The sequence below is a fragment of the Paraburkholderia phenoliruptrix genome (genome assembly GCF_019511605.1).
GTDB classification, from domain to species: domain Bacteria; phylum Pseudomonadota; class Gammaproteobacteria; order Burkholderiales; family Burkholderiaceae; genus Paraburkholderia; species Paraburkholderia phenoliruptrix_A.
Map to the genome: position 1 here is coordinate 32585 of NZ_JAEUAV010000011.1, position 17235 is coordinate 49819.

Below are 17235 nucleotides of genomic sequence, written 5' to 3' on the forward strand. Positions count from 1 at the left end.
CACCGCACTCATTCGATGAAGCTGACACCTCGCGAGAAGGACAAGCTGCTGATCTTCACCGCCGCGCTGCTTGCCGAACGGCGCCGCGCGCGCGGCCTCAAACTCAACTATCCAGAAGCGGTCGCGTTCATCACGGCGGCGTTGATGGAAGCAGCGCGCGACGGCAAGACCGTCGCCGAGGTCATGCACTACGGCACCACGCTGCTCACCCGCGACGACGTGATGGAAGGCGTGCCCGAGATGATTCCCGACATTCAGGTGGAAGCCACCTTCCCGGACGGCACGAAGCTCGTCACCGTGCATCATCCGATTCCGTGAGCCGCTGAATCTTGATCTCCCCGAATAGAAAGGCACGCCCATGATTCCCGGCGAACTCATCATCGACGAAGGCGAGCACGAGCTCAACGCGGGCCGCGCGACCGTCACGGTCGTCGTGTCGAACACCGGCGACCGGCCCGTGCAGATCGGCTCGCACTATCACTTCTATGAAGTGAACGACGCCCTCGCGTTCGATCGCGAAGCGGCCCGCGGCTTTCGCCTGAACATCGCGGCAGGCACCGCGGTGCGCTTCGAGCCCGGCCAGGAGCGCACGGTCGAGCTGGTCGAACTGGCGGGCGAGCGCATCGTCCACGGCTTCAACGGCAAGGTGATGGGCAAGCTCTGAGGCGCCGCGCGCGCTCTGCTGCCCCGACCCGCCCTGCTCAATTCCGGACCCACATCATGACCTTACGCATTGGCCGCCGCGCATACGCGGAAATGTTCGGCCCCACCACCGGCGACCGCGTGCGTCTTGCCGACACCGAGTTGCTGATCGAAGTCGAACGCGACTTCACGACCTACGGCGAAGAAGTGAAATTCGGCGGCGGAAAAGTGATTCGCGACGGCATGGGCCAATCGCAGCGCGTGCATGCCGAGGTTGTCGACACCGTCGTGACGAATGCGGTGATTCTCGACCACTGGGGCATCGTGAAGGCCGACATCGGCATCAAGGACGGCCGCATTGCCGCCATCGGCAAGGCGGGCAACCCGGACATCCAGCCCAACGTGACGATTGCCATCGGCGCGTCCACCGAAGTGATCGCCGGCGAGGGGCTGATCGTGACGGCGGGCGGCATCGACACGCACATTCACTTCATCAGCCCGCAGCAGATCGAGGAAGCGCTCGCGAGCGGCGTGACGACCATGCTCGGCGGCGGCACGGGCCCCGCAACGGGCACCAACGCGACCACCTGCACGCCGGGTCCGTGGCATCTCGAGCGCATGCTGCAAGCCGCGGACGGCTACCCGATGAACCTCGGCTTTCTCGGCAAAGGCAATGTGAGCCAACCGCAGCCGGCGCTCGAACAGATCGCCGCGGGCGCCATCGGCCTGAAGCTGCACGAGGACTGGGGCACGACGCCGGCCGCGATCGACAATTGCCTCTCGGTTGCCGACGACACCGACACGCAGGTCGCGATTCACACCGACACGCTGAACGAAGCGGGTTTCGTGGAAGCGACCGTGGCCGCGTTCAAGGGCCGCACGATCCACACGTATCACACGGAAGGCGCGGGCGGCGGCCACGCGCCGGACATCATCAAGGTCTGCGGCGAAGCGAACGTGCTGCCTTCGTCGACCAATCCGACGCGGCCCTACACCGTCAACACGCTCGAGGAGCATCTCGACATGCTGATGGTGTGCCACCACCTGGACCCCTCGATTGCGGAAGACATTGCGTTTGCCGAATCGCGGATTCGCCGCGAGACCATTGCGGCCGAAGACATCCTGCACGATCTGGGCGCGCTCTCGATGCTGTCGTCCGATTCGCAGGCAATGGGCCGCGTGGGCGAAGTGATCATCCGCACGTGGCAAACCGCGCACAAGATGAAAGTGCAGCGCGGCGCGCTGCCCGAGGACAACGCGCGGCACGACAACTTCCGGGCAAAGCGCTATGTCGCCAAATACACGATCAACCCGGCGATCACTCACGGCATTGCGCACGAAGTGGGGTCGATCGAGCCGGGCAAATGGGCGGACCTCGTGTTCTGGGAGCCCGCGTTCTTCGGCATCAAGCCGTCGCTCGTCCTGAAGGGCGGCATGATCGCGATGGCGCAGATGGGCGACCCGAACGCGTCGATTCCGACACCGCAGCCGGTGCATTATCGCGAGATGTTCGCCACGCGCGGCGGGGCTTTGGGGCGCACGTCGCTGACCTTCGTTTCGCAACTCGCCGCCGACGCAGACGTCGCCGAGCGCTATGGTCTGCAAAAGCGTATCGTGGCTGTGAAGAACTGCCGCAACATCACGAAGGCAGACATGATTCACAACGCGTGGCGCCCGTCGATCAGCGTCGATCCGGAAACGTATCAGGTAATTGCCGACGGTCAATTGCTGACCTGCGATCCGGCCACTGTTTTGCCGATGGCGCAACGCTACTTCCTGTTCTGATCATGCGCACCCTCGACAAGCTGCTTGCCCCTCATCTGAAGCTCGCGCCGGTGCTGCTCAAGCGCGCACCCACGCTGACGCTCGCTTTCGACGAGCGCCGCAAGAGCCGGCTTGCGGCCACGCTCGATACCGGCGAGGAAGTGGCCGTGCTGCTGCCGCGCGGCACCGTGCTGCGCGACGGCGACGTGCTGGTCGCCGACGACGGCGGCCTCGTGCGCGTGGTCGCGGCGCCCGAAACGGTGCTCGTGGTGCGCGCGAAAGATGCGTTGACGCTGACGCGCGCGGCGTATCACCTCGGCAATCGCCATACGCCGGTGGAAGTCGGCGCGGATTATCTGAAGCTCGAATACGATCCGGTGCTCGCCGACATGCTCGAGCGCATCGGCGCAACGGTCGCCCAAGTGTCCATGCCGTTTCAGCCTGAAGCTGGCGCGTATGGCGGCGGGCACAAGCACGGGCATGACGAGAGCTTCGCCGAAGACTACGCGCTCGCGCAGCAGGTGTTCGGCGAACATCATGGGTCAGGTCATGCGCACGATCATCAGCATGGCCACGAACATGGTCACGATCACGGTCATGGGCATGGTCACAGCCACGAAGGCCACGCCCACGCCCACGAAGGCCACGACCACGAAGGCCACACGCACGACGAATCCTGCGGGCACGGCCACCCTCATCACCATGCGCATCGCTGAACTCACGGCGCTGTTGCATCTCGCGTCGCCGGCGCTGCCGATCGGCGCGTTCAGTTATTCGCAGGGACTGGAAGCGGCGATCGAAGCGCGGCTCATCACCGACGCGGACTCCGCGCGCGACTGGATCGCAAGCGGCCTCACCGACGTGCTCGCGCATGGCGAGCTGCCGTTTCTCGCGCATCAGATAGAGCGCTGGCGCACTCACGACGCAGCCGGTCTCGCGCAAGCCAACAGCGAATTTCTAGCGAGCCGCGAGTCCGCCGAGTTGCGCCGCGAAACCGCGCAGATGGGTTGGTCGCTGCGTCAGTTGTGCGTCTCGGTGGAATGGGGCGATGCGGCGCGGCGCGCGACGCTCGCCTCAATTTCGCCGCTCGCGCAACCCACGGCGTTCGCCTTCGCAGCCTATGCACATGACGCCGCAGTGGACGCCGCGCTCGCCGCCTACGCATTCAGCTGGGTCGAAAACCAGGCCGCCGCCGCATTGAAGGCCGTGCCGCTCGGGCAGCTAGCCGGGCAACGCATTATCGTCGCATTGCGCGAGCCGATCGAGGCAGCGGTGACACGCGCGCTCGCCACGCCGCCGGAAAACATCAACACTTTTGCGCCGCAGCTCGGCATTCTGTCGGCGCGCCACGAGTCGCAGTATTCGCGGCTCTTTCGCTCATAAAACGATCCATCATGAACGCACCTCAACATACCGCCGTCTCGTCCGTTCGCACGAAGAAGCTGCCGCCGCTGCGCGTGGGCGTCGGCGGCCCGGTGGGCTCGGGCAAGACCACGCTGCTCGAAATGCTCTGCAAGGCGATGCGCGAACAATACGACCTGGTCGCGATCACCAACGACATTTATACGAAAGAAGACCAGCGGCTGCTGACGGTCGCGGGCGCGCTGCCGGCGGAGCGCATCATGGGCGTCGAGACGGGCGGCTGCCCGCACACGGCAATTCGCGAAGACGCGTCGATCAATCTGGAAGCCGTGGACCGCATGCTCACGCGCTTCCCGGACGCGGACATCGTCTTCATCGAATCGGGCGGCGACAATCTCGCGGCCACTTTCAGCCCCGAACTGTCGGACCTCACCATCTATGTGATCGACGTGGCGGGCGGCGAGAAGATTCCGCGCAAGGGCGGGCCTGGCATTACGAAGTCGGATCTGCTCGTGATCAACAAGACCGATCTCGCGCCGCTGGTGGGTGCGAATCTCGACGTGATGGCGTCCGACGCGAAGAAGATGCGCGGCGAGCGGCCTTTTGTGATGTGCAATCTGAAGGCGCTCGACGGATTGGACGAGGTGGTGCGCTTTATCGAGCGAAAGGGCTTGTTGAAGGTTTGACGGCGCGCCGCGGCAGCGCCGTTTGAGCGCCGCCGCTCGTCATTCCGGCAACAATGCCATCAACACATCGACCGTGCGCGCAGTTGCGCCGCGATGCCGCGCCGCGAAGGCCGACGCCGCGCCGCCCATCGCAAGGCGCCGCGCCTTGTCGTTGAAGAGCTCGCGCAGCGCGCGCCCAAGGTCGGCCGGGTCATGCACCTGCACTGCCGCGCCGGCGGCGACCGCATCGGCGGTGGCCTGCGTGAAGTTGAATACGTGCGGCCCGATCAGCACGGGCACGCCGACCGCGCACGCCTCGATCAGGTTTTGCCCCCCCAGCGGCAGCAGACTGCCGCCTATGAACGCGAGATCCGACGCGGCGTAATAAGCGCCCAGTTCGCCCATCGAATCGCCGAGCAGCACATTCACGTCCGCAGGCATTGCCGGCACGCCGCCGCTCGCGGCCGCGGCCGCCGACGCGACCTTCGCATCCGGCGCCCAGGCTGAGCGCCGCACGAGCCGCAAGCCGGCCTTCTCGACGAGACCCGCCACTTCGGTAAAACGCTGCGGATGGCGCGGCACCAGGATGAGCAGCGCGCCCTCGACGCCCAGCGCGGCAAACGCCTGCAGCACGAGTTCCTCTTCGCCTTCGCGCGTGCTCGCGGCGACCCACACCGGCCGCGTGCCGATGGCCGCGCGCCACGCATGACCGCGCGCCGCCAGTTCGGGCGGCGTGCTCATGTCGAACTTCAGATTGCCGAGCACCGCGACATTGCGCGCGCCGAGCGCCGTCAGCCGCTCCGCGTCGGCGGGACTTTGCGCGAGCACGCGGGCAAAGCCGCCGAACACGTCTTTCGTCGCGCCGCCGAACTTTGCCGCGCGCTTATACGAGCGCGCCGACATGCGGGCATTGGTCAGCACCAGTTGCACGTCCGCCCGGCGGCATTCGTCGATCAGCGTGGGCCATACCTCGGTTTCCATGACGAGGCCAAGCGACGGCCGCCACGCGCGCAAGAAGCGCCGCACCGCGCGCGGCATGTCGTACGGCAGATAGCTGCGCAACACGCGGTCGCCGAAAATCTGTTCGCCGGTCGCGCGGCCGCTCGGCGTCATGTGCGTGAGCAGAATGCGCGCGTCGGGACGCGCCTTCATCAGCGCTTCGATCAGCGGTTGCGCGGCGCGCGTCTCGCCGACCGACACCGCATGCACCCAGATGAGCGGCGCGTTGTCCTCGGGCAGGCGTCCGCGAGCATAACCAAAGCGCTCGCCGATATGCTCGCGATAACCGCGCTCCTTGCGCGAGCGGATCAGCAAACGCAGCACCGCCGCGGGCGCGATGAGCCACCACAGCGCGTTATAGATCGCCCTCAGCACTGCAGCTCCGCAATCACGAGCGCGCGACGGGCGGGCAGCAGAACCCCGCTCTCCAGATTGACCGCGGCGCTCAAACCAGCGCCCTGCCCTTCAGGCGTTCGAGTATGCCGAGCGGCGCGCACTCGGGCTGCGCCATCGCCTTGACCGGCAGGAAGAAGGTCTGTTCGAGCATGAACTGACCGGACATTACCGCGTGCGAAGTCTGGTCGGAGAAACAGACCCACACGCTGCCCGGCGGAAACGGCATGGTCTCCTGCGGGCTCGTCTTCTGATAGTCGAGGTCCGCCTTCATGCCGTCGTGCAGGTTGAGCATCAAATGATCGTATTCGCTGCGCGGCGACTTGGTCACGTGCAGCAGGTTCAGCAGCCATGCGGAGCCCGGCACCTGCGGCTTGATGCGCGGCAGGAAGCGCTTTGCCATGTCCTCGAACGGTTCGCCCACGCGCCACACGCGCGGCACGCCATGCGGATTGACGTTGGTGAACACGCGCAGAATGCGTTCGCCATAATTCGGCCGCGACGGAAAGGCGTCGACGTGCAGGCGGCTATCGTCCTTGCGCCACGAGGTCTGGCGCGTTTCCACCTGATGCAACCGCAGACTCGTAGGCGCCACGCGCAGCTTGCCGTTGTATTCGGGAAAGAGCCCGTCGACCAGCGTGCGCGCATTGGCCTGATAACGCGCGATCAACGCACGCACCGCGGACTGCGTGACGGCGTCGCCGACCACGCCATGCAGCGCGCCGCCGTTCGGCTCGAGGCTGATGTTCTTGCGGTTCGGATCGGCGAGCGCCGGATCGAGCAGCGCCTGCTCGCCGCCTTCGATAGCAAAGCGCAGGTTCGGGAAATACAGCACCTTGCCGCGCTCGACGCCCGCGAGCAGCATCTCGCGCGGCACGGACAGATTGCGCCCGTGCCAGTCGGCATTCGCGACTTCGATAATCTGGGTTTCGTTCATGATCGCCCTTGAAAACGGATGATGCGTAAGGCGAAGCGCGCCGGACGAATTACAGCAGGCCGAAGCCGGCAAGCGCGGACTTCACTTGTTGCAGCGTGGGCGCCTGCCCTGCGGTGCCGAGATTGACGACGTTCGGCGACCAGTACCCGCCGGTACGCCACGCGGTGGCGAAATTGTACAACTCGACCGTTGGCCGCTTCAGCGCCGCCGCGATGTGCACTAGACCTGTGTCAACGCCGACCGTCGCGGCCGCGCCTTCTATCAGACCGACCACCGCGGGCAACGACAGTTTGGGCGGCACGATGGCCGCCGCGCCGAATTCCTTCGCGAGACGTTCGCTCGTCGCGCGTTCGGACTCGCTGCCCCAAGGCAGGACAATCGACGCGCCGCGCCGCACCAGCGACTGCCCCAGTTCGATCCACGCGGTATCGGGCCATTGCTTGTCGGCGCGCGAGGTCGCGTGGACGAACACCACGTAAGGCACAGGAAGGTTCAGATTGGCCGACGACAAGGCGAGCGCGGCGCGCGTCGTGTCGATGCCGAAGTCGATCTCGTCGCCCGGCTGCGGCTGCGGATCGTTCAGCGCCGCGGCCACCAGTTGCCGCGTGCGCTCGACCACATGGGTGCGCGGCTCGATCGGCACGCGCCTGTCGTAGAAGAAACGCACCGGCCATTCGAAGCCCGCGCCGTCCGTGCGATTGGCAAGGCCGACGAGCGGCCCGCGCGCCATTTTCGCGACCCACGCGGTCTTGATGAGCCCCTGGCAGTCGATGACAAGATCGTAGTGCTCGGCAGCGAGCGCGCGGCGAAATGCCCCGATCTCGCGCCAGTTCTCGAGCGAAAGAATGCGCTTGCGCCAGCGCCGCAGCGACACCGGAACGGCACGCCGCACGCCGCTCACCAGTTCGACGAGCCCCACGAAGCTTTCCTCGACGAGCCAGTCGATCTGCGCCTCGGGATGGCGGCGCCGGATATCGGCGATCACCGGCATGTTGTGAACGACGTCGCCCAGCGACGACACCCTCACGATCAATATCTTTTGCACGCTCAAAAGTGGGAAACCGGATATCCGGTCCGAATAGGCATTGAAACAGGCATTGAAAGAGGTGCTGCGCAAATTGCCGCTTGGCTTCGCGCGAGACCTCCGGCGAGAGGCGCAACGATCTGCACGCCGCGCGCAGGTCATGCCGCCAGGACGGCAATTCTAGCGCGACATAGCCGATCGGCATGAAAAAACGCGGCGCGGTAAGTGAAACCCGCGCCGCGTTACAGAGATCGTGGACGATGGCTGCGGCTCGCTGCGGCCTGCTGCGGTTCATCCGCAACTGCAGCGCCGCCGCTGCCTTCGCCTCAGACTTCCTAGAACGGCAACTTCGCGTCCGCCTTCTCGGCCAGAATCACGCGGCGGAAGTCTTCCTGAATGCGCCTGAGCGCCGCGTCGTTATCCGCTTCGAAACGCATGACGACAACCGGCGTGGTGTTCGACGAGCGCGCAAGGCCAAAACCGTCCGGATACTCGACACGCAAGCCGTCGATCGTCACCACGTTGTCCGCGCCCGTGAACTGGGCGTTTTTCTGCAGACGCGCGATCAGTTCGAAGTTCTCTCCTTCCTCAAGCTTCAGTTGCAGCTCGGGCGTGGAGTTGGAGTTGGGCAGCGAGTTCAGCAGCTTGCTCGGGTCTTCCACGCGCGTGAGGATTTCGAGCAGACGTGCGCCGGTGTACAGACCGTCGTCGAAACCGTACCAGCGGTCCTTGAAGAACACGTGGCCGCTCATTTCACCCGCCAAAGGCGCGCCGGTTTCGCGCAGCTTTGCCTTGACGAGCGAGTGGCCGGTCTTCCACATGAGCGGCTCGCCGCCCTTGTCCTTCACCCACTTCGCGAGATTGCGCGTGCACTTCACGTCGTAAATGATCTGCGCGCCCTTGTTGCGCGACAGGACTTCTTCGGCGAACAGCATCAGTTGGCGGTCCGGATAAATGATCTGGCCGTCTTTGGTGACGACGCCGAGACGGTCGCCGTCGCCGTCGAATGCAAAGCCGATTTCCGCGTCCGTTTCCTTCAACGCGCGAATCACGTCCTGAAGGTTCTCCGGATGAGCCGGGTCCGGGTGATGGTTCGGGAAGTTGCCGTCGATCTCCGTGAACAGTTCCACGAGTTCGCAGCCAAGCTTCTTGAAGAGCCGGGGTGCGAGGCCGCCCGCGACGCCGTTGCCGGCGTCCACCACGATCTTGATCGGACGTGCGAGCTTGACGTCGCCGGCAATGCGGGCAAGGTAATCATCCGCAATGTCGTACTCCACATAGGTACCGCTGCCGGTGGAGAAGTTTTCGTCGACGATGCGCTGATGCAGCGCGAGGATCTGCTCGCCATAAATCGCGGAGCCGCGCAGCACCATCTTGAAACCGTTGTAATCCGGCGGATTATGACTACCCGTCACGACGATGCACGAGTCGACGCGGCGTTCGCCGCCTTCCAGCGCGAGCGGCACGCTTGCCGCGAAGTAACCGACCGGCGTGGGCACCATGCCCACGTTGACCACGTCGACACCGGCCGCACGCAGGCCGTCCGACAATGCCTGGATCAACTCCGGACCCGACAGCCGACCGTCGCGCGCGACTACCACGGCGTCGCCGCCTTGCGCACGCACTTCGCTACCGAATGCGCGGCCAATCGACCGCGCTGCGTCGGCGTCGAGCGTCTTGCCGATCACACCGCGAATGTCATATGCCTTGAAAATGGATTTGGAGATCATGTTGGCTCACTTGCGTGCAATGGAAAATTTTGACCGGCGCAGTCATGCTGGATCGGTAAATCATATTGATCGGACATGATGCTGCACCCTTGCCGGAAGCGATCCGGTTCCAACTTATAATTGCGCTTTTCGGACCAGCCTGTAACGCCATTCTAATGCTTAGACGCCCTCCATTTGTAAAGTTGCCGGGGCGGCACATGCCGGGGCAACGCATGCTGCGCAGCGCAGCCCGATGCGGGCACTCGCGCACCGTGCATTGGCGAGCGCCCAACGGATGCTGACGCTCAAACGCTTTGCCAATCCGGACGTCACGCGCGCGTTCACCAACATTGTCTGGCTCGGCCTCGAACGGCTCGCGCAAATCGGCGTGGCCATTGCGATCAGCGGCATGCTCGCGCGTTACTTCGGGCCCGAAACGTTCGGCAAATGGCAATACGCCAATACATTGCTGCTCGTGCTTTCGCCCATCACGTGGGTATGCGGCGCGGAGATTCTCGTTCCCACCATCGTCGCGCGGCCGCCCGCGCAACTCGGCACGGTGCTCGGCAGCGCCTTTGCGCTGCGTTTCTCGGTGTCGGTCGCGGCCTTGCTGCTCACGTGGCTTGGCATTGCGCTGCATTTCTTCGATCCCCTCGTGGGCGCGATGCTCGCGGGCCTCGCGGTCACCATGCTGTTTCGCGAACCGTTTGTCGGCGTAATCAACGCGTGGCTGCAAAGCATGACCTACAGCAAGCCGCAGTTGCTGACCAGCATGAGCACCGCGGTGCTGAAGGCCGGCCTGGTCTATCTGCTCGTGCGCGCCGCCGCCGAACCCTCGCGCTTTGGCTGGCTGTGGGCGCTGGAGTCGGCGGCTATCGGCAGTGTATTGCTCGTCTATTACATTCGTCGGCACGGCGGCAAACTGAACTGGCATGTGGAGCGCTCGCTCTTCACACACTTTGCGAGTGCGGGCACGGTATTCTGGCTCGGCCTGATCTGCATGTACCTGTTCCTGAAACTGGACCGGCTGATGCTCGAGCGCGCCATTTCATTCGCCGATCTTGGCCGCTACTCCGCCGCGCAGCAACTGAACGAAAACTGGATCACGCTCGGGCTGATGCTCGCGCAGACCATTGCGCCTGCGTTCGTGTACCGCGTGCAGCAGTCCCGGCAATTGCGCCGTAACGTGTGGCGCCTCACGGCAATGACGGCCGCGTTGATGATATGCGGCGCGCTCGTGCTCGACCTGCTTGCGGGCTTTATCATTCGCCGCGTGTTCGGGCCGGGCTTCGAAGGCGCAATCGACATTTTCCGCTGGGCTGTCTGGCTTTCGGTGCCCGCGGGTATCGAAGCCATTGGCAACCTCGTCGTGCTGAAATATCAGGCGAAGTTCGTGTTGCTGTTCAAATGGCTGCTTGCGCTCGCAGTGGCGTTCGTCGTCAATCTGCTGGCCATTCCGCGGCTCGGCGCTTATGGCCCGCTGGTCGGTCTCGCAGGCGGGTATCTCGCGGCAGCGGCAGTTAATCTTTATTACATTCGTTTCAAATTGCGCCCATGACGCTCCCCTTCGCCGACGCGCCGCCGCACTGCCTCGACGACGTCGCGGTGCTCATGCCCGCCTATAACGGCCAGGCCGACGTCGATCTGACGCTCGCGTCCTTCAATGAACGCGCTTTGGTCCACGTGCTGATCGTAGACGACGGCAGCACGCCGCCCATCGTCGCGCCGGCGCTTTCGAACATGCAGATAGAAGTGCTGCGCATGCCGGTGAACGGCGGCATAGAGCGCGCGCTCGAAGCGGGCATCGAGGCGCTCGCCCAGCGCGGCTTTCGTTACGCGGCACGCATCGACGCGGGCGATCGCAGTGTGCCGCAACGTCTCGCGAAGCAGCGCGCCTACATGGAAGCGCATCCGCAAGTGGCCGGGCTCGGCATGTGGACGCAGGTCGTCACGCGTGCGGGCGAGCCGCTTTTCATGCTCACGCCGCCCGCCGAACCGGCGCAGATCCGGCGCCTGCGCTTTTTCCGCTCATGCCTCGCGCACCCTTCGATGATGCTGCGTATCGACGCTGTGCGTGCGGTCGGCAACTATCGCGCGAACTATCGCTCGGCCGAAGACCTGGATCTGTTCGTACGCCTGATGGAGCGCTACGACTGCGCGAATCTGCCAGAACTGGGCCTCTATTACGAGCTGAACGAAGGCGGCATCAGCGCGACGAAGCGGCGCCGCCAGGTGCTTTCCACGCTGCGGCTGCAATTGCGCTACTTCAACGCCGCCAATCTTTACGACTGGTTGGGCCTCGCCAAGAATCTGCTGCACCTCGTGACGCCTTACCGCGCGCTGCAGCGGGCCAAACGCAGCCTGCTCGCGCCGCGCGCGAGCAGTTGATTTTGCCGCGCCGCCTCGCGCGCCTTTTCCTCCACCGCCATGTTCGTTACCGCATGAAGCCAGCCCTGAAGTCGACGCCCGCGTTGCGCATTACACTCGTGTGTAACACCGCCTGGGCAATCTATACGTATCGGCAAGGGCTGATCCGCATGCTGGTCGGGCGCGGCGTCGACGTGACGGTGCTCGCGCCGCACGACCGCACGTTCGAGCTGCTGCGCGCGATGGGCTGCCGCTGCATCGAGTTGCCCGTGGCCTCGAAGGGCACCAATCCGCGCGACGATCTGCGCACGCTGTATTCGCTGTATCGTCACTACCGCGCAATCCGTCCGCACGTCGTGTTTCATTACACGATCAAGCCGAACATTTACGGCTCGATCGCCGCGAAACTGGCGGGCGTGCAATCGGTCGCGGTGACCACGGGCCTCGGCTATGTGTTTATTCAGTCTAGCCGCGCCGCGCAGGTCGCCAAAAAACTGTATCGTTTTGCGTTCCGTTTTCCGCGCGAAGTCTGGTTTCTCAATCGCGACGATCAGGCAGCGTTTGTCGAACAGAATTTGTTGGTGCATCCTGAGCGCGCGCGGCTTTTGCACGGCGAAGGGGTGGACCTCGAACAGTTTGCGTTCACGGCCATGCCCGAGCGCGCGGAATTCAGGTTCGTGCTGATCGGCCGTTTGCTGTGGGACAAAGGCGTGGGCGAATATGTGGAAGCGGCGCGGCGTCTGCGCGAACGCTATCCGCAGGCGCGCTTTCAGTTGCTGGGCCCGGTCGGGGTCGACAACCCGAGCGCGATCACGCGCGACGAGGTCGCGGCCTGGGAACGCGAAGGCATTGTCGAGTATCTAGGCGAAGCGCATGACGTGCGCCCTTTTATCGCCGATGCGGATTGCGTCGTGCTGCCGTCGTATCGCGAAGGCGTGCCGCGCACGCTGATGGAAGCGTCGGCAATGGGCCGGCCCATCGTCGCGACCGACGTGCCGGGCTGCCGTGAAGTGGTGGCCCACGGCGTCAATGGATTGCTTTGCGAAGCGCGCAGCGCGGAAGATCTCGCGAGGGCGCTCGCGCACATGCTCGAGATGAGCGGCGCCGAGCGCCGCGCGATGGCAGAACGCGGCCGGCAGAAAGTCGCGCAGGAGTTCGACGAACGCGTCGTCGTCGAAACATATAAAGACCTGGTGCAAAAAATGACGGGCGTTTTACTTTAACGGAGTAACAGCATGACCACGAAGGGCACGATTCTGGTAACGGGCGGCGCGGGCTTCATCGGCTCGCATACCTGCGTCGAACTGCTGAACGGTGGCTACGACGTCGTGGTAATCGACAATCTGGTGAACAGCAAGCGCGAATCGCTGCGGCGCGTCGAGCAGATTACCGGCCGCGCCGTCGCGTTCTACGAAGCCGACGCGCGCGACGAAGCGGCGCTCAATCGCATTTTCGACGCGCATCCCATTACCGGCGCGATTCACTTCGCGGCGTTGAAGGCGGTCGGCGAATCGGTCGCGAAACCGGTCGAGTATTACAGCAACAATGTGGGCAGTCTGCTCGCGCTGCTCGGCGTCATGCGCGATCGCAACGTCAAGCAGTTCGTGTTCAGCTCGTCGGCCACCGTGTATGGCGTGCCGAAAAGCTCGCCCATCGACGAATCGTTCCCGCTCTCGGCAACCAACCCCTACGGCCAGTCCAAGCTGATCGCGGAGCAGGTGCTGCGCGATCTGGAAGTGGCCGATCCGTCGTGGCGCATTGCCACGCTGCGCTATTTCAATCCGGTGGGCGCGCACGAGAGCGGCTTGATCGGCGAAGATCCGGCTGGCATTCCGAACAACCTGATGCCGTACGTCGCCCAGGTCGCGGTCGGCAAGCTGGAAAAGCTGCGTGTGTTTGGCGGCGATTACGACACGCCGGACGGCACGGGCGTGCGCGATTACATTCACGTGGTCGATCTGGCGCGCGGGCACCTGGCCGCGCTCGATGCACTCGTCAAGCGCGATGCGAGCTTCGTCGTGAATCTCGGAACCGGCCAGGGCTATAGCGTGATCGACGTGGTGAAGGCGTTCGAGAAGGCCTCGGGACGCCCGGTGCCGTATGAGATCGTGGCGCGCCGCCCGGGCGACGTGGCGTCGTGCTTTGCCGATCCGAGCGCGGCGCGCGAGGTGCTCGGCTGGCGCGCGGAGTTCGGCATTGAAAGAATGTGTGCGGACCACTGGCGCTGGCAGTCCGCGAATCCGCATGGATTTGCAGGCTGATGCGCAAAGGTCGCAGGCGGCGAGCACAGTGCGTCGCCGCCTGAATCAGGACACGGCAAGCGCCGCGTGCGCGGAAGCAATACCGCGCGCGGGCGTTGCCGCATAGCTCGCGTGTTTCGCCGAGCCTTCGCTCACACGAAACACCGCCACCGCTTCACGCAACACCGCCGCCTGTTCTTCCAGCGATTTGGCCGCCGCGGCCGCTTCCTCGACGAGCGCCGCGTTGTGCTGCGTGACCTCGTCGATTTGCGCAACCGCCTTGTTGACCTGCTCGATGCCGTCGCTCTGCTCCAGTGCGGCGGCTTCGATCTCTCCCATGATGCCGGTCACGCGCTCCACCGACTGCATCGCCTCGTGCATCGTGCGGCTCGCCTCGGCCACGAGCGACGCGCCCTGCTCGACCTGCGCCGCGGAGTCGCCGATCAGTTCCTTGATTTCCTTGGCCGCCGCGCCCGAGCGCTGCGCGAGGCTGCGCACCTCCGAGGCCACCACCGCGAAGCCGCGCCCCTGCTCGCCCGCGCGCGCCGCCTCCACCGCGGCGTTGAGCGCCAGAATGTTGGTCTGAAACGCAATGCCCTCGATCATGCCGATGATTTCCGTCACCTTGCGTGAGGACTCGGTAATGCCGTCCATCGTCTCGGTGACGCGCGAAACCACGTTGCCGCCGCGCGTGACGGTATCCAGCGCGCCCTTCGCAAGGCGGTTGGCCTGCTTGGCGTTGTCGGCGTTCTGCTTGACCGTCGCAGAAAGCTGCTCCATGCTCGCCGCCGTCTCTTCGAGCGCCGCGGCCTGCTGTTCAGTGCGCGCCGACAGATCCGCATTGCCGGACGCAATTTCGTTCGCGCCCTGTGTGATCGCCGTCGTGCTGCCGCGTACCTGCGACACGGTTTGAACGAGCCCGTCGCGCATCTTCGTCAACGCGCTCAACAACTGCCCCATTTCATTGCGCGACTGGCTGTTGATGTCCACCGTCAGATCGCCGGCGGCCATGCGCTCGAAGTGCTTGACGGTCGCGTTGACCGGCTTGATGAGCGCCGCCGACAACGCCATTCGCGCGCCGACGCCAATCGCGATGGCGAGCGCGCCAATCGCAGCGAACAGCAGCGTCGCGATCTGGAAGCGCTGCTCGGCCGTCTCGGCCTGGCGGTGCTGGTTTTCGGTCTGCGCGTGCTCGAGCGCGTCGATGGCTTTCGAATACGTGGTGTAGAACGCGTTCGCCGTCTCGCCCTGAATGTTGCGGAACGTGTTGAAATCGAAGTCGGTGAGCGCCTTGAACTCCGGCTCGATTGCCTTATCGACGAGCGCGCTGCGCGCCTGCTCGACGTTCTGCGCGAGCTTCTGCTCGGCGTCGCTCGAAAACGGGCCCGCCATGTAATTGCGGAAGTCCTTGTTCGATTCGACCAGCACTTTATGCGCGGCCGGCAGCAGGTCGTCGGTCTGCTTGCCGACGCTAAAGAGCGTTTGATACGAGCCCAGCGCCAGTTGCACCTGCAGCAGTTTCTCCGAGCTTGCTTTCAGATGCGAGAGCGCCGCCGCGCTGCGCTGCGTGTCCGAAAGGCTGCTGTTGGCCAGTTTGAGCGCTCCGTAGCCGACACCGATCACGGTCAGCAAAAAGGCAACGAATACGCTGATCACCAGCGTCAGGCCGCCACGAATTGTGATGTTGTTTAGCATTGAGTCTCCGGAACGGTCTTGTCGATCCGCGGCGAGTGACGATTCACCCGCGTCATCCCACTTCGCCGCATCCCGCTTTAACGGCTTGCGCGAAGCCTCGCTAAATAGGTGAAATCCATGACTGGCGCGGCTTTCCGGGCGATTTAAGCCTCACTATCTGGGAAATCTGGCGGCATGCTCGAGCCGCATGCTTTTCCGGACGCTCGACGTTTCGTTTGTATAATTCGGCGTCTTTGCTCAGGCCCACTTTCATGCTTAGTTTTGCGCTCGGCTTTCTGGTTTCGCTGCTGATCACGCTGTTGATCGTGCGCTATGCGCATCTGCATGAAAGATTTTCGACGGACACCGATCTGGCCGGTGTACAGAAATTCCATGTGCGTCCGGTACCGCGCATAGGCGGCACGGGCATTCTGCTCGGGCTGGTCGTGTCCGCCATGCAGTTGCACGGTTCGTATCCGGCCGTCTCGGGCGGCATTCTCGGGCTCACTGCATGCGGCTTGCCCGCCTTCGGCTCCGGTCTGCTCGAAGATCTGACCAAGCGCGTGTCGCCGCTTGCGCGCCTCGTCTGTACGATGGCGGCGGCGGCGCTCGCGTACTTTCTGCTCGATATCGCGGTCACGCGCATCAGCGTTCCGCCACTCGACTTCCTGCTGTCGTATGCGGTGATTTCGTGCGCGGTCACCGTGCTGGCGGTAGCGGCGCTCGCGAATGCGATCAACATCATCGACGGTTTCAACGGCCTCGCGTCGATGGTCGCGTTCATGATGTTCGCTTCGCTCGCTTACGTGGCCTTCCAGGTACACGACCCGGTGGTGCTGTCCGCGTCGTTCATGATGATGGGCGCGGTGCTCGGCTTCTTCATCTGGAACTTCCCGGCGGGGCTCATATTTCTCGGCGACGGCGGCGCGTATTTCATCGGCTTCATGCTCGGCGAGCTGTCGATCCTGCTGGTCATGCGCAATCGCGACGTGTCCGCGTGGTATCCGGTGCTGCTTTTCATGTACCCGATCTTCGAGACCTGCTTCTCGATCTACCGGAAGAAGTTCATTCGCGGCATGTCGCCAGGCATTCCGGACGGCGTGCACCTGCACATGCTGGTGTACAAGCGGCTGATGCGCTGGGCGGTGGGCGCGCGCACCGCGCGGGAGCTGACGCGGCGCAATTCGCTGACGTCGCCGTATTTGTGGCTGCTGTGCCTCATTGCAGTCGTGCCGGCCACGTTGTTCTGGCGGCATACGCTGCATCTGTTCTGCTTTGTCGTCGTGTTTGCGGCGACGTATGTGTGGCTCTATGTGAGCATCGTGCGGTTCAAGTCGCCGCGGTGGATGGTGGTGAGGAAGGCGAAGCGGTGAAAACAAAAGGCGCCGAGGCGCCTTTTGTTTTTTCGCTGCGCCTGTCGGAGCGCATGGGGATCGCGGTAAAGCACGCCTGTCGTGGT

16 protein-coding genes are annotated in these 17235 nt (G+C 64.2%); 11 read left to right on the forward strand and 5 right to left on the reverse strand.

The window, feature by feature from the left end; all coding sequences use genetic code 11:
- Positions 1-15: 15 nt before the first annotated feature.
- From ureA to ureG, 6 genes are read left to right on the forward strand one after another with little or no spacing between them, the layout of a single operon-like run.
- Positions 16-318, forward strand: coding sequence for an urease subunit gamma (gene ureA, locus JNB89_RS15885; protein ID WP_006048588.1), 303 nt, complete (start codon positions 16-18; stop codon positions 316-318).
- 40 nt (positions 319-358) lie between these two features.
- A complete protein-coding gene (locus tag JNB89_RS15890; RefSeq protein ID WP_013338421.1) occupies positions 359-664 on the forward strand; it encodes an urease subunit beta in 306 nt (101 codons plus the stop codon).
- Between the two features lie 56 nt (positions 665-720).
- Positions 721-2427, forward strand: coding sequence for an urease subunit alpha (gene ureC / locus JNB89_RS15895; RefSeq protein ID WP_220362870.1), 1707 nt, complete (start codon positions 721-723; stop codon positions 2425-2427).
- Positions 2428-2429: 2 nt separating this feature from the next.
- On the forward strand, positions 2430-3122 hold the full coding sequence (ureE, locus tag JNB89_RS15900; protein WP_220362871.1) for an urease accessory protein UreE: 693 nt from the start codon (positions 2430-2432) through the stop codon (positions 3120-3122).
- Positions 3109-3789: an urease accessory protein UreF gene (locus JNB89_RS15905; RefSeq protein WP_220362971.1), complete on the forward strand. Its 681-nt coding sequence runs from the start codon at positions 3109-3111 to the stop codon at positions 3787-3789. The genes ureE and JNB89_RS15905 overlap by 14 nt, the downstream gene beginning before the upstream one ends.
- Positions 3790-3800: 11 nt before the next feature.
- A complete protein-coding gene (gene ureG / locus JNB89_RS15910) occupies positions 3801-4454 on the forward strand; it encodes an urease accessory protein UreG (protein WP_135893172.1) in 654 nt (217 codons plus the stop codon).
- A 39-nt stretch (positions 4455-4493) separates the two neighbouring features.
- Here ureG and waaA read toward each other — a convergent pair whose 3' ends face one another.
- The 4 genes from waaA to JNB89_RS15930 form a co-directional block, all read right to left on the reverse strand.
- Positions 4494-5807 carry a lipid IV(A) 3-deoxy-D-manno-octulosonic acid transferase gene (gene waaA / locus JNB89_RS15915; protein WP_220362872.1) on the reverse strand — a complete coding sequence of 438 codons (1314 nt, stop codon included), beginning with the start codon at positions 5805-5807 and terminating at the stop codon, positions 4494-4496.
- Between the two features lie 70 nt (positions 5808-5877).
- Positions 5878-6762, reverse strand: a complete 885-nt coding sequence (locus tag JNB89_RS15920) for a Kdo hydroxylase family protein (RefSeq protein ID WP_013338415.1) — start codon at positions 6760-6762, stop codon at positions 5878-5880.
- Between the two features lie 49 nt (positions 6763-6811).
- Positions 6812-7813 (reverse strand): lipopolysaccharide heptosyltransferase I, encoded by a 1002-nt coding sequence (waaC, locus tag JNB89_RS15925; protein ID WP_135893170.1) that lies wholly within the window; start codon positions 7811-7813, stop codon positions 6812-6814.
- Between the two features lie 308 nt (positions 7814-8121).
- Positions 8122-9516 carry a phosphomannomutase/phosphoglucomutase gene (locus JNB89_RS15930; protein WP_135893169.1) on the reverse strand — a complete coding sequence of 465 codons (1395 nt, stop codon included), beginning with the start codon at positions 9514-9516 and terminating at the stop codon, positions 8122-8124.
- 274 nt (positions 9517-9790) lie between these two features.
- Between JNB89_RS15930 and JNB89_RS15935 the strand changes: the two genes are divergently transcribed.
- From JNB89_RS15935 to galE, 4 genes are read left to right on the forward strand one after another with little or no spacing between them, the layout of a single operon-like run.
- Complete coding sequence (locus JNB89_RS15935) at positions 9791-11053, forward strand: oligosaccharide flippase family protein (protein WP_220362873.1); 1263 nt, start codon at positions 9791-9793, stop codon at positions 11051-11053.
- The gene (locus tag JNB89_RS15940) at positions 11050-11883 is read left to right on the forward strand and encodes a glycosyltransferase (protein WP_220362874.1); all 834 of its coding nucleotides are present in this window, start codon (positions 11050-11052) and stop codon (positions 11881-11883) included. The genes JNB89_RS15935 and JNB89_RS15940 overlap by 4 nt, the downstream gene beginning before the upstream one ends.
- 53 nt (positions 11884-11936) lie before the next feature.
- A complete protein-coding gene (locus JNB89_RS15945; protein WP_220362875.1) occupies positions 11937-13085 on the forward strand; it encodes a glycosyltransferase family 4 protein in 1149 nt (382 codons plus the stop codon).
- A gap of 12 nt (positions 13086-13097) precedes the next feature.
- Entirely contained in the window at positions 13098-14123 is a 1026-nt protein-coding gene (galE, locus tag JNB89_RS15950; protein ID WP_013338409.1) for a UDP-glucose 4-epimerase GalE, read from the forward strand.
- A 45-nt stretch (positions 14124-14168) separates the two neighbouring features.
- Here galE and JNB89_RS15955 read toward each other — a convergent pair whose 3' ends face one another.
- Complete coding sequence (locus JNB89_RS15955) at positions 14169-15797, reverse strand: methyl-accepting chemotaxis protein (RefSeq protein ID WP_220362876.1); 1629 nt, start codon at positions 15795-15797, stop codon at positions 14169-14171.
- A 251-nt stretch (positions 15798-16048) separates the two neighbouring features.
- Between JNB89_RS15955 and JNB89_RS15960 the strand changes: the two genes are divergently transcribed.
- Positions 16049-17149, forward strand: coding sequence for an MraY family glycosyltransferase (locus tag JNB89_RS15960; protein WP_220362877.1), 1101 nt, complete (start codon positions 16049-16051; stop codon positions 17147-17149).
- The last annotated feature ends 86 nt before the right edge of the window (positions 17150-17235 follow it).

Bases quoted from the DNA above. Each gene is read 5' to 3' on its own strand.
- JNB89_RS15890 (WP_013338421.1), top strand. From the start codon at position 359: ATGATTCCCGGCGAACTCATCATCGACGAAGGCGAGCACGAGCTCAAC.
- JNB89_RS15920 (WP_013338415.1), bottom strand. From the start codon at position 6,762: ATGAACGAAACCCAGATTATCGAAGTCGCGAATGCCGACTGGCACGGG.
- JNB89_RS15960 (WP_220362877.1), top strand. From the start codon at position 16,049: ATGCTTAGTTTTGCGCTCGGCTTTCTGGTTTCGCTGCTGATCACGCTG.
- ureC (WP_220362870.1), top strand. From the start codon at position 721: ATGACCTTACGCATTGGCCGCCGCGCATACGCGGAAATGTTCGGCCCC.
- JNB89_RS15940 (WP_220362874.1), top strand. From the start codon at position 11,050: ATGACGCTCCCCTTCGCCGACGCGCCGCCGCACTGCCTCGACGACGTC.
- JNB89_RS15945 (WP_220362875.1), top strand. From the start codon at position 11,937: ATGAAGCCAGCCCTGAAGTCGACGCCCGCGTTGCGCATTACACTCGTG.
- ureE (WP_220362871.1), top strand. From the start codon at position 2,430: ATGCGCACCCTCGACAAGCTGCTTGCCCCTCATCTGAAGCTCGCGCCG.
- JNB89_RS15935 (WP_220362873.1), top strand. From the start codon at position 9,791: ATGCTGACGCTCAAACGCTTTGCCAATCCGGACGTCACGCGCGCGTTC.
- ureA (WP_006048588.1), top strand. From the start codon at position 16: ATGAAGCTGACACCTCGCGAGAAGGACAAGCTGCTGATCTTCACCGCC.
- galE (WP_013338409.1), top strand. From the start codon at position 13,098: ATGACCACGAAGGGCACGATTCTGGTAACGGGCGGCGCGGGCTTCATC.
- JNB89_RS15955 (WP_220362876.1), bottom strand. From the start codon at position 15,797: ATGCTAAACAACATCACAATTCGTGGCGGCCTGACGCTGGTGATCAGC.
- JNB89_RS15930 (WP_135893169.1), bottom strand. From the start codon at position 9,516: ATGATCTCCAAATCCATTTTCAAGGCATATGACATTCGCGGTGTGATC.
- JNB89_RS15905 (WP_220362971.1), top strand. From the start codon at position 3,109: ATGCGCATCGCTGAACTCACGGCGCTGTTGCATCTCGCGTCGCCGGCG.
- ureG (WP_135893172.1), top strand. From the start codon at position 3,801: ATGAACGCACCTCAACATACCGCCGTCTCGTCCGTTCGCACGAAGAAG.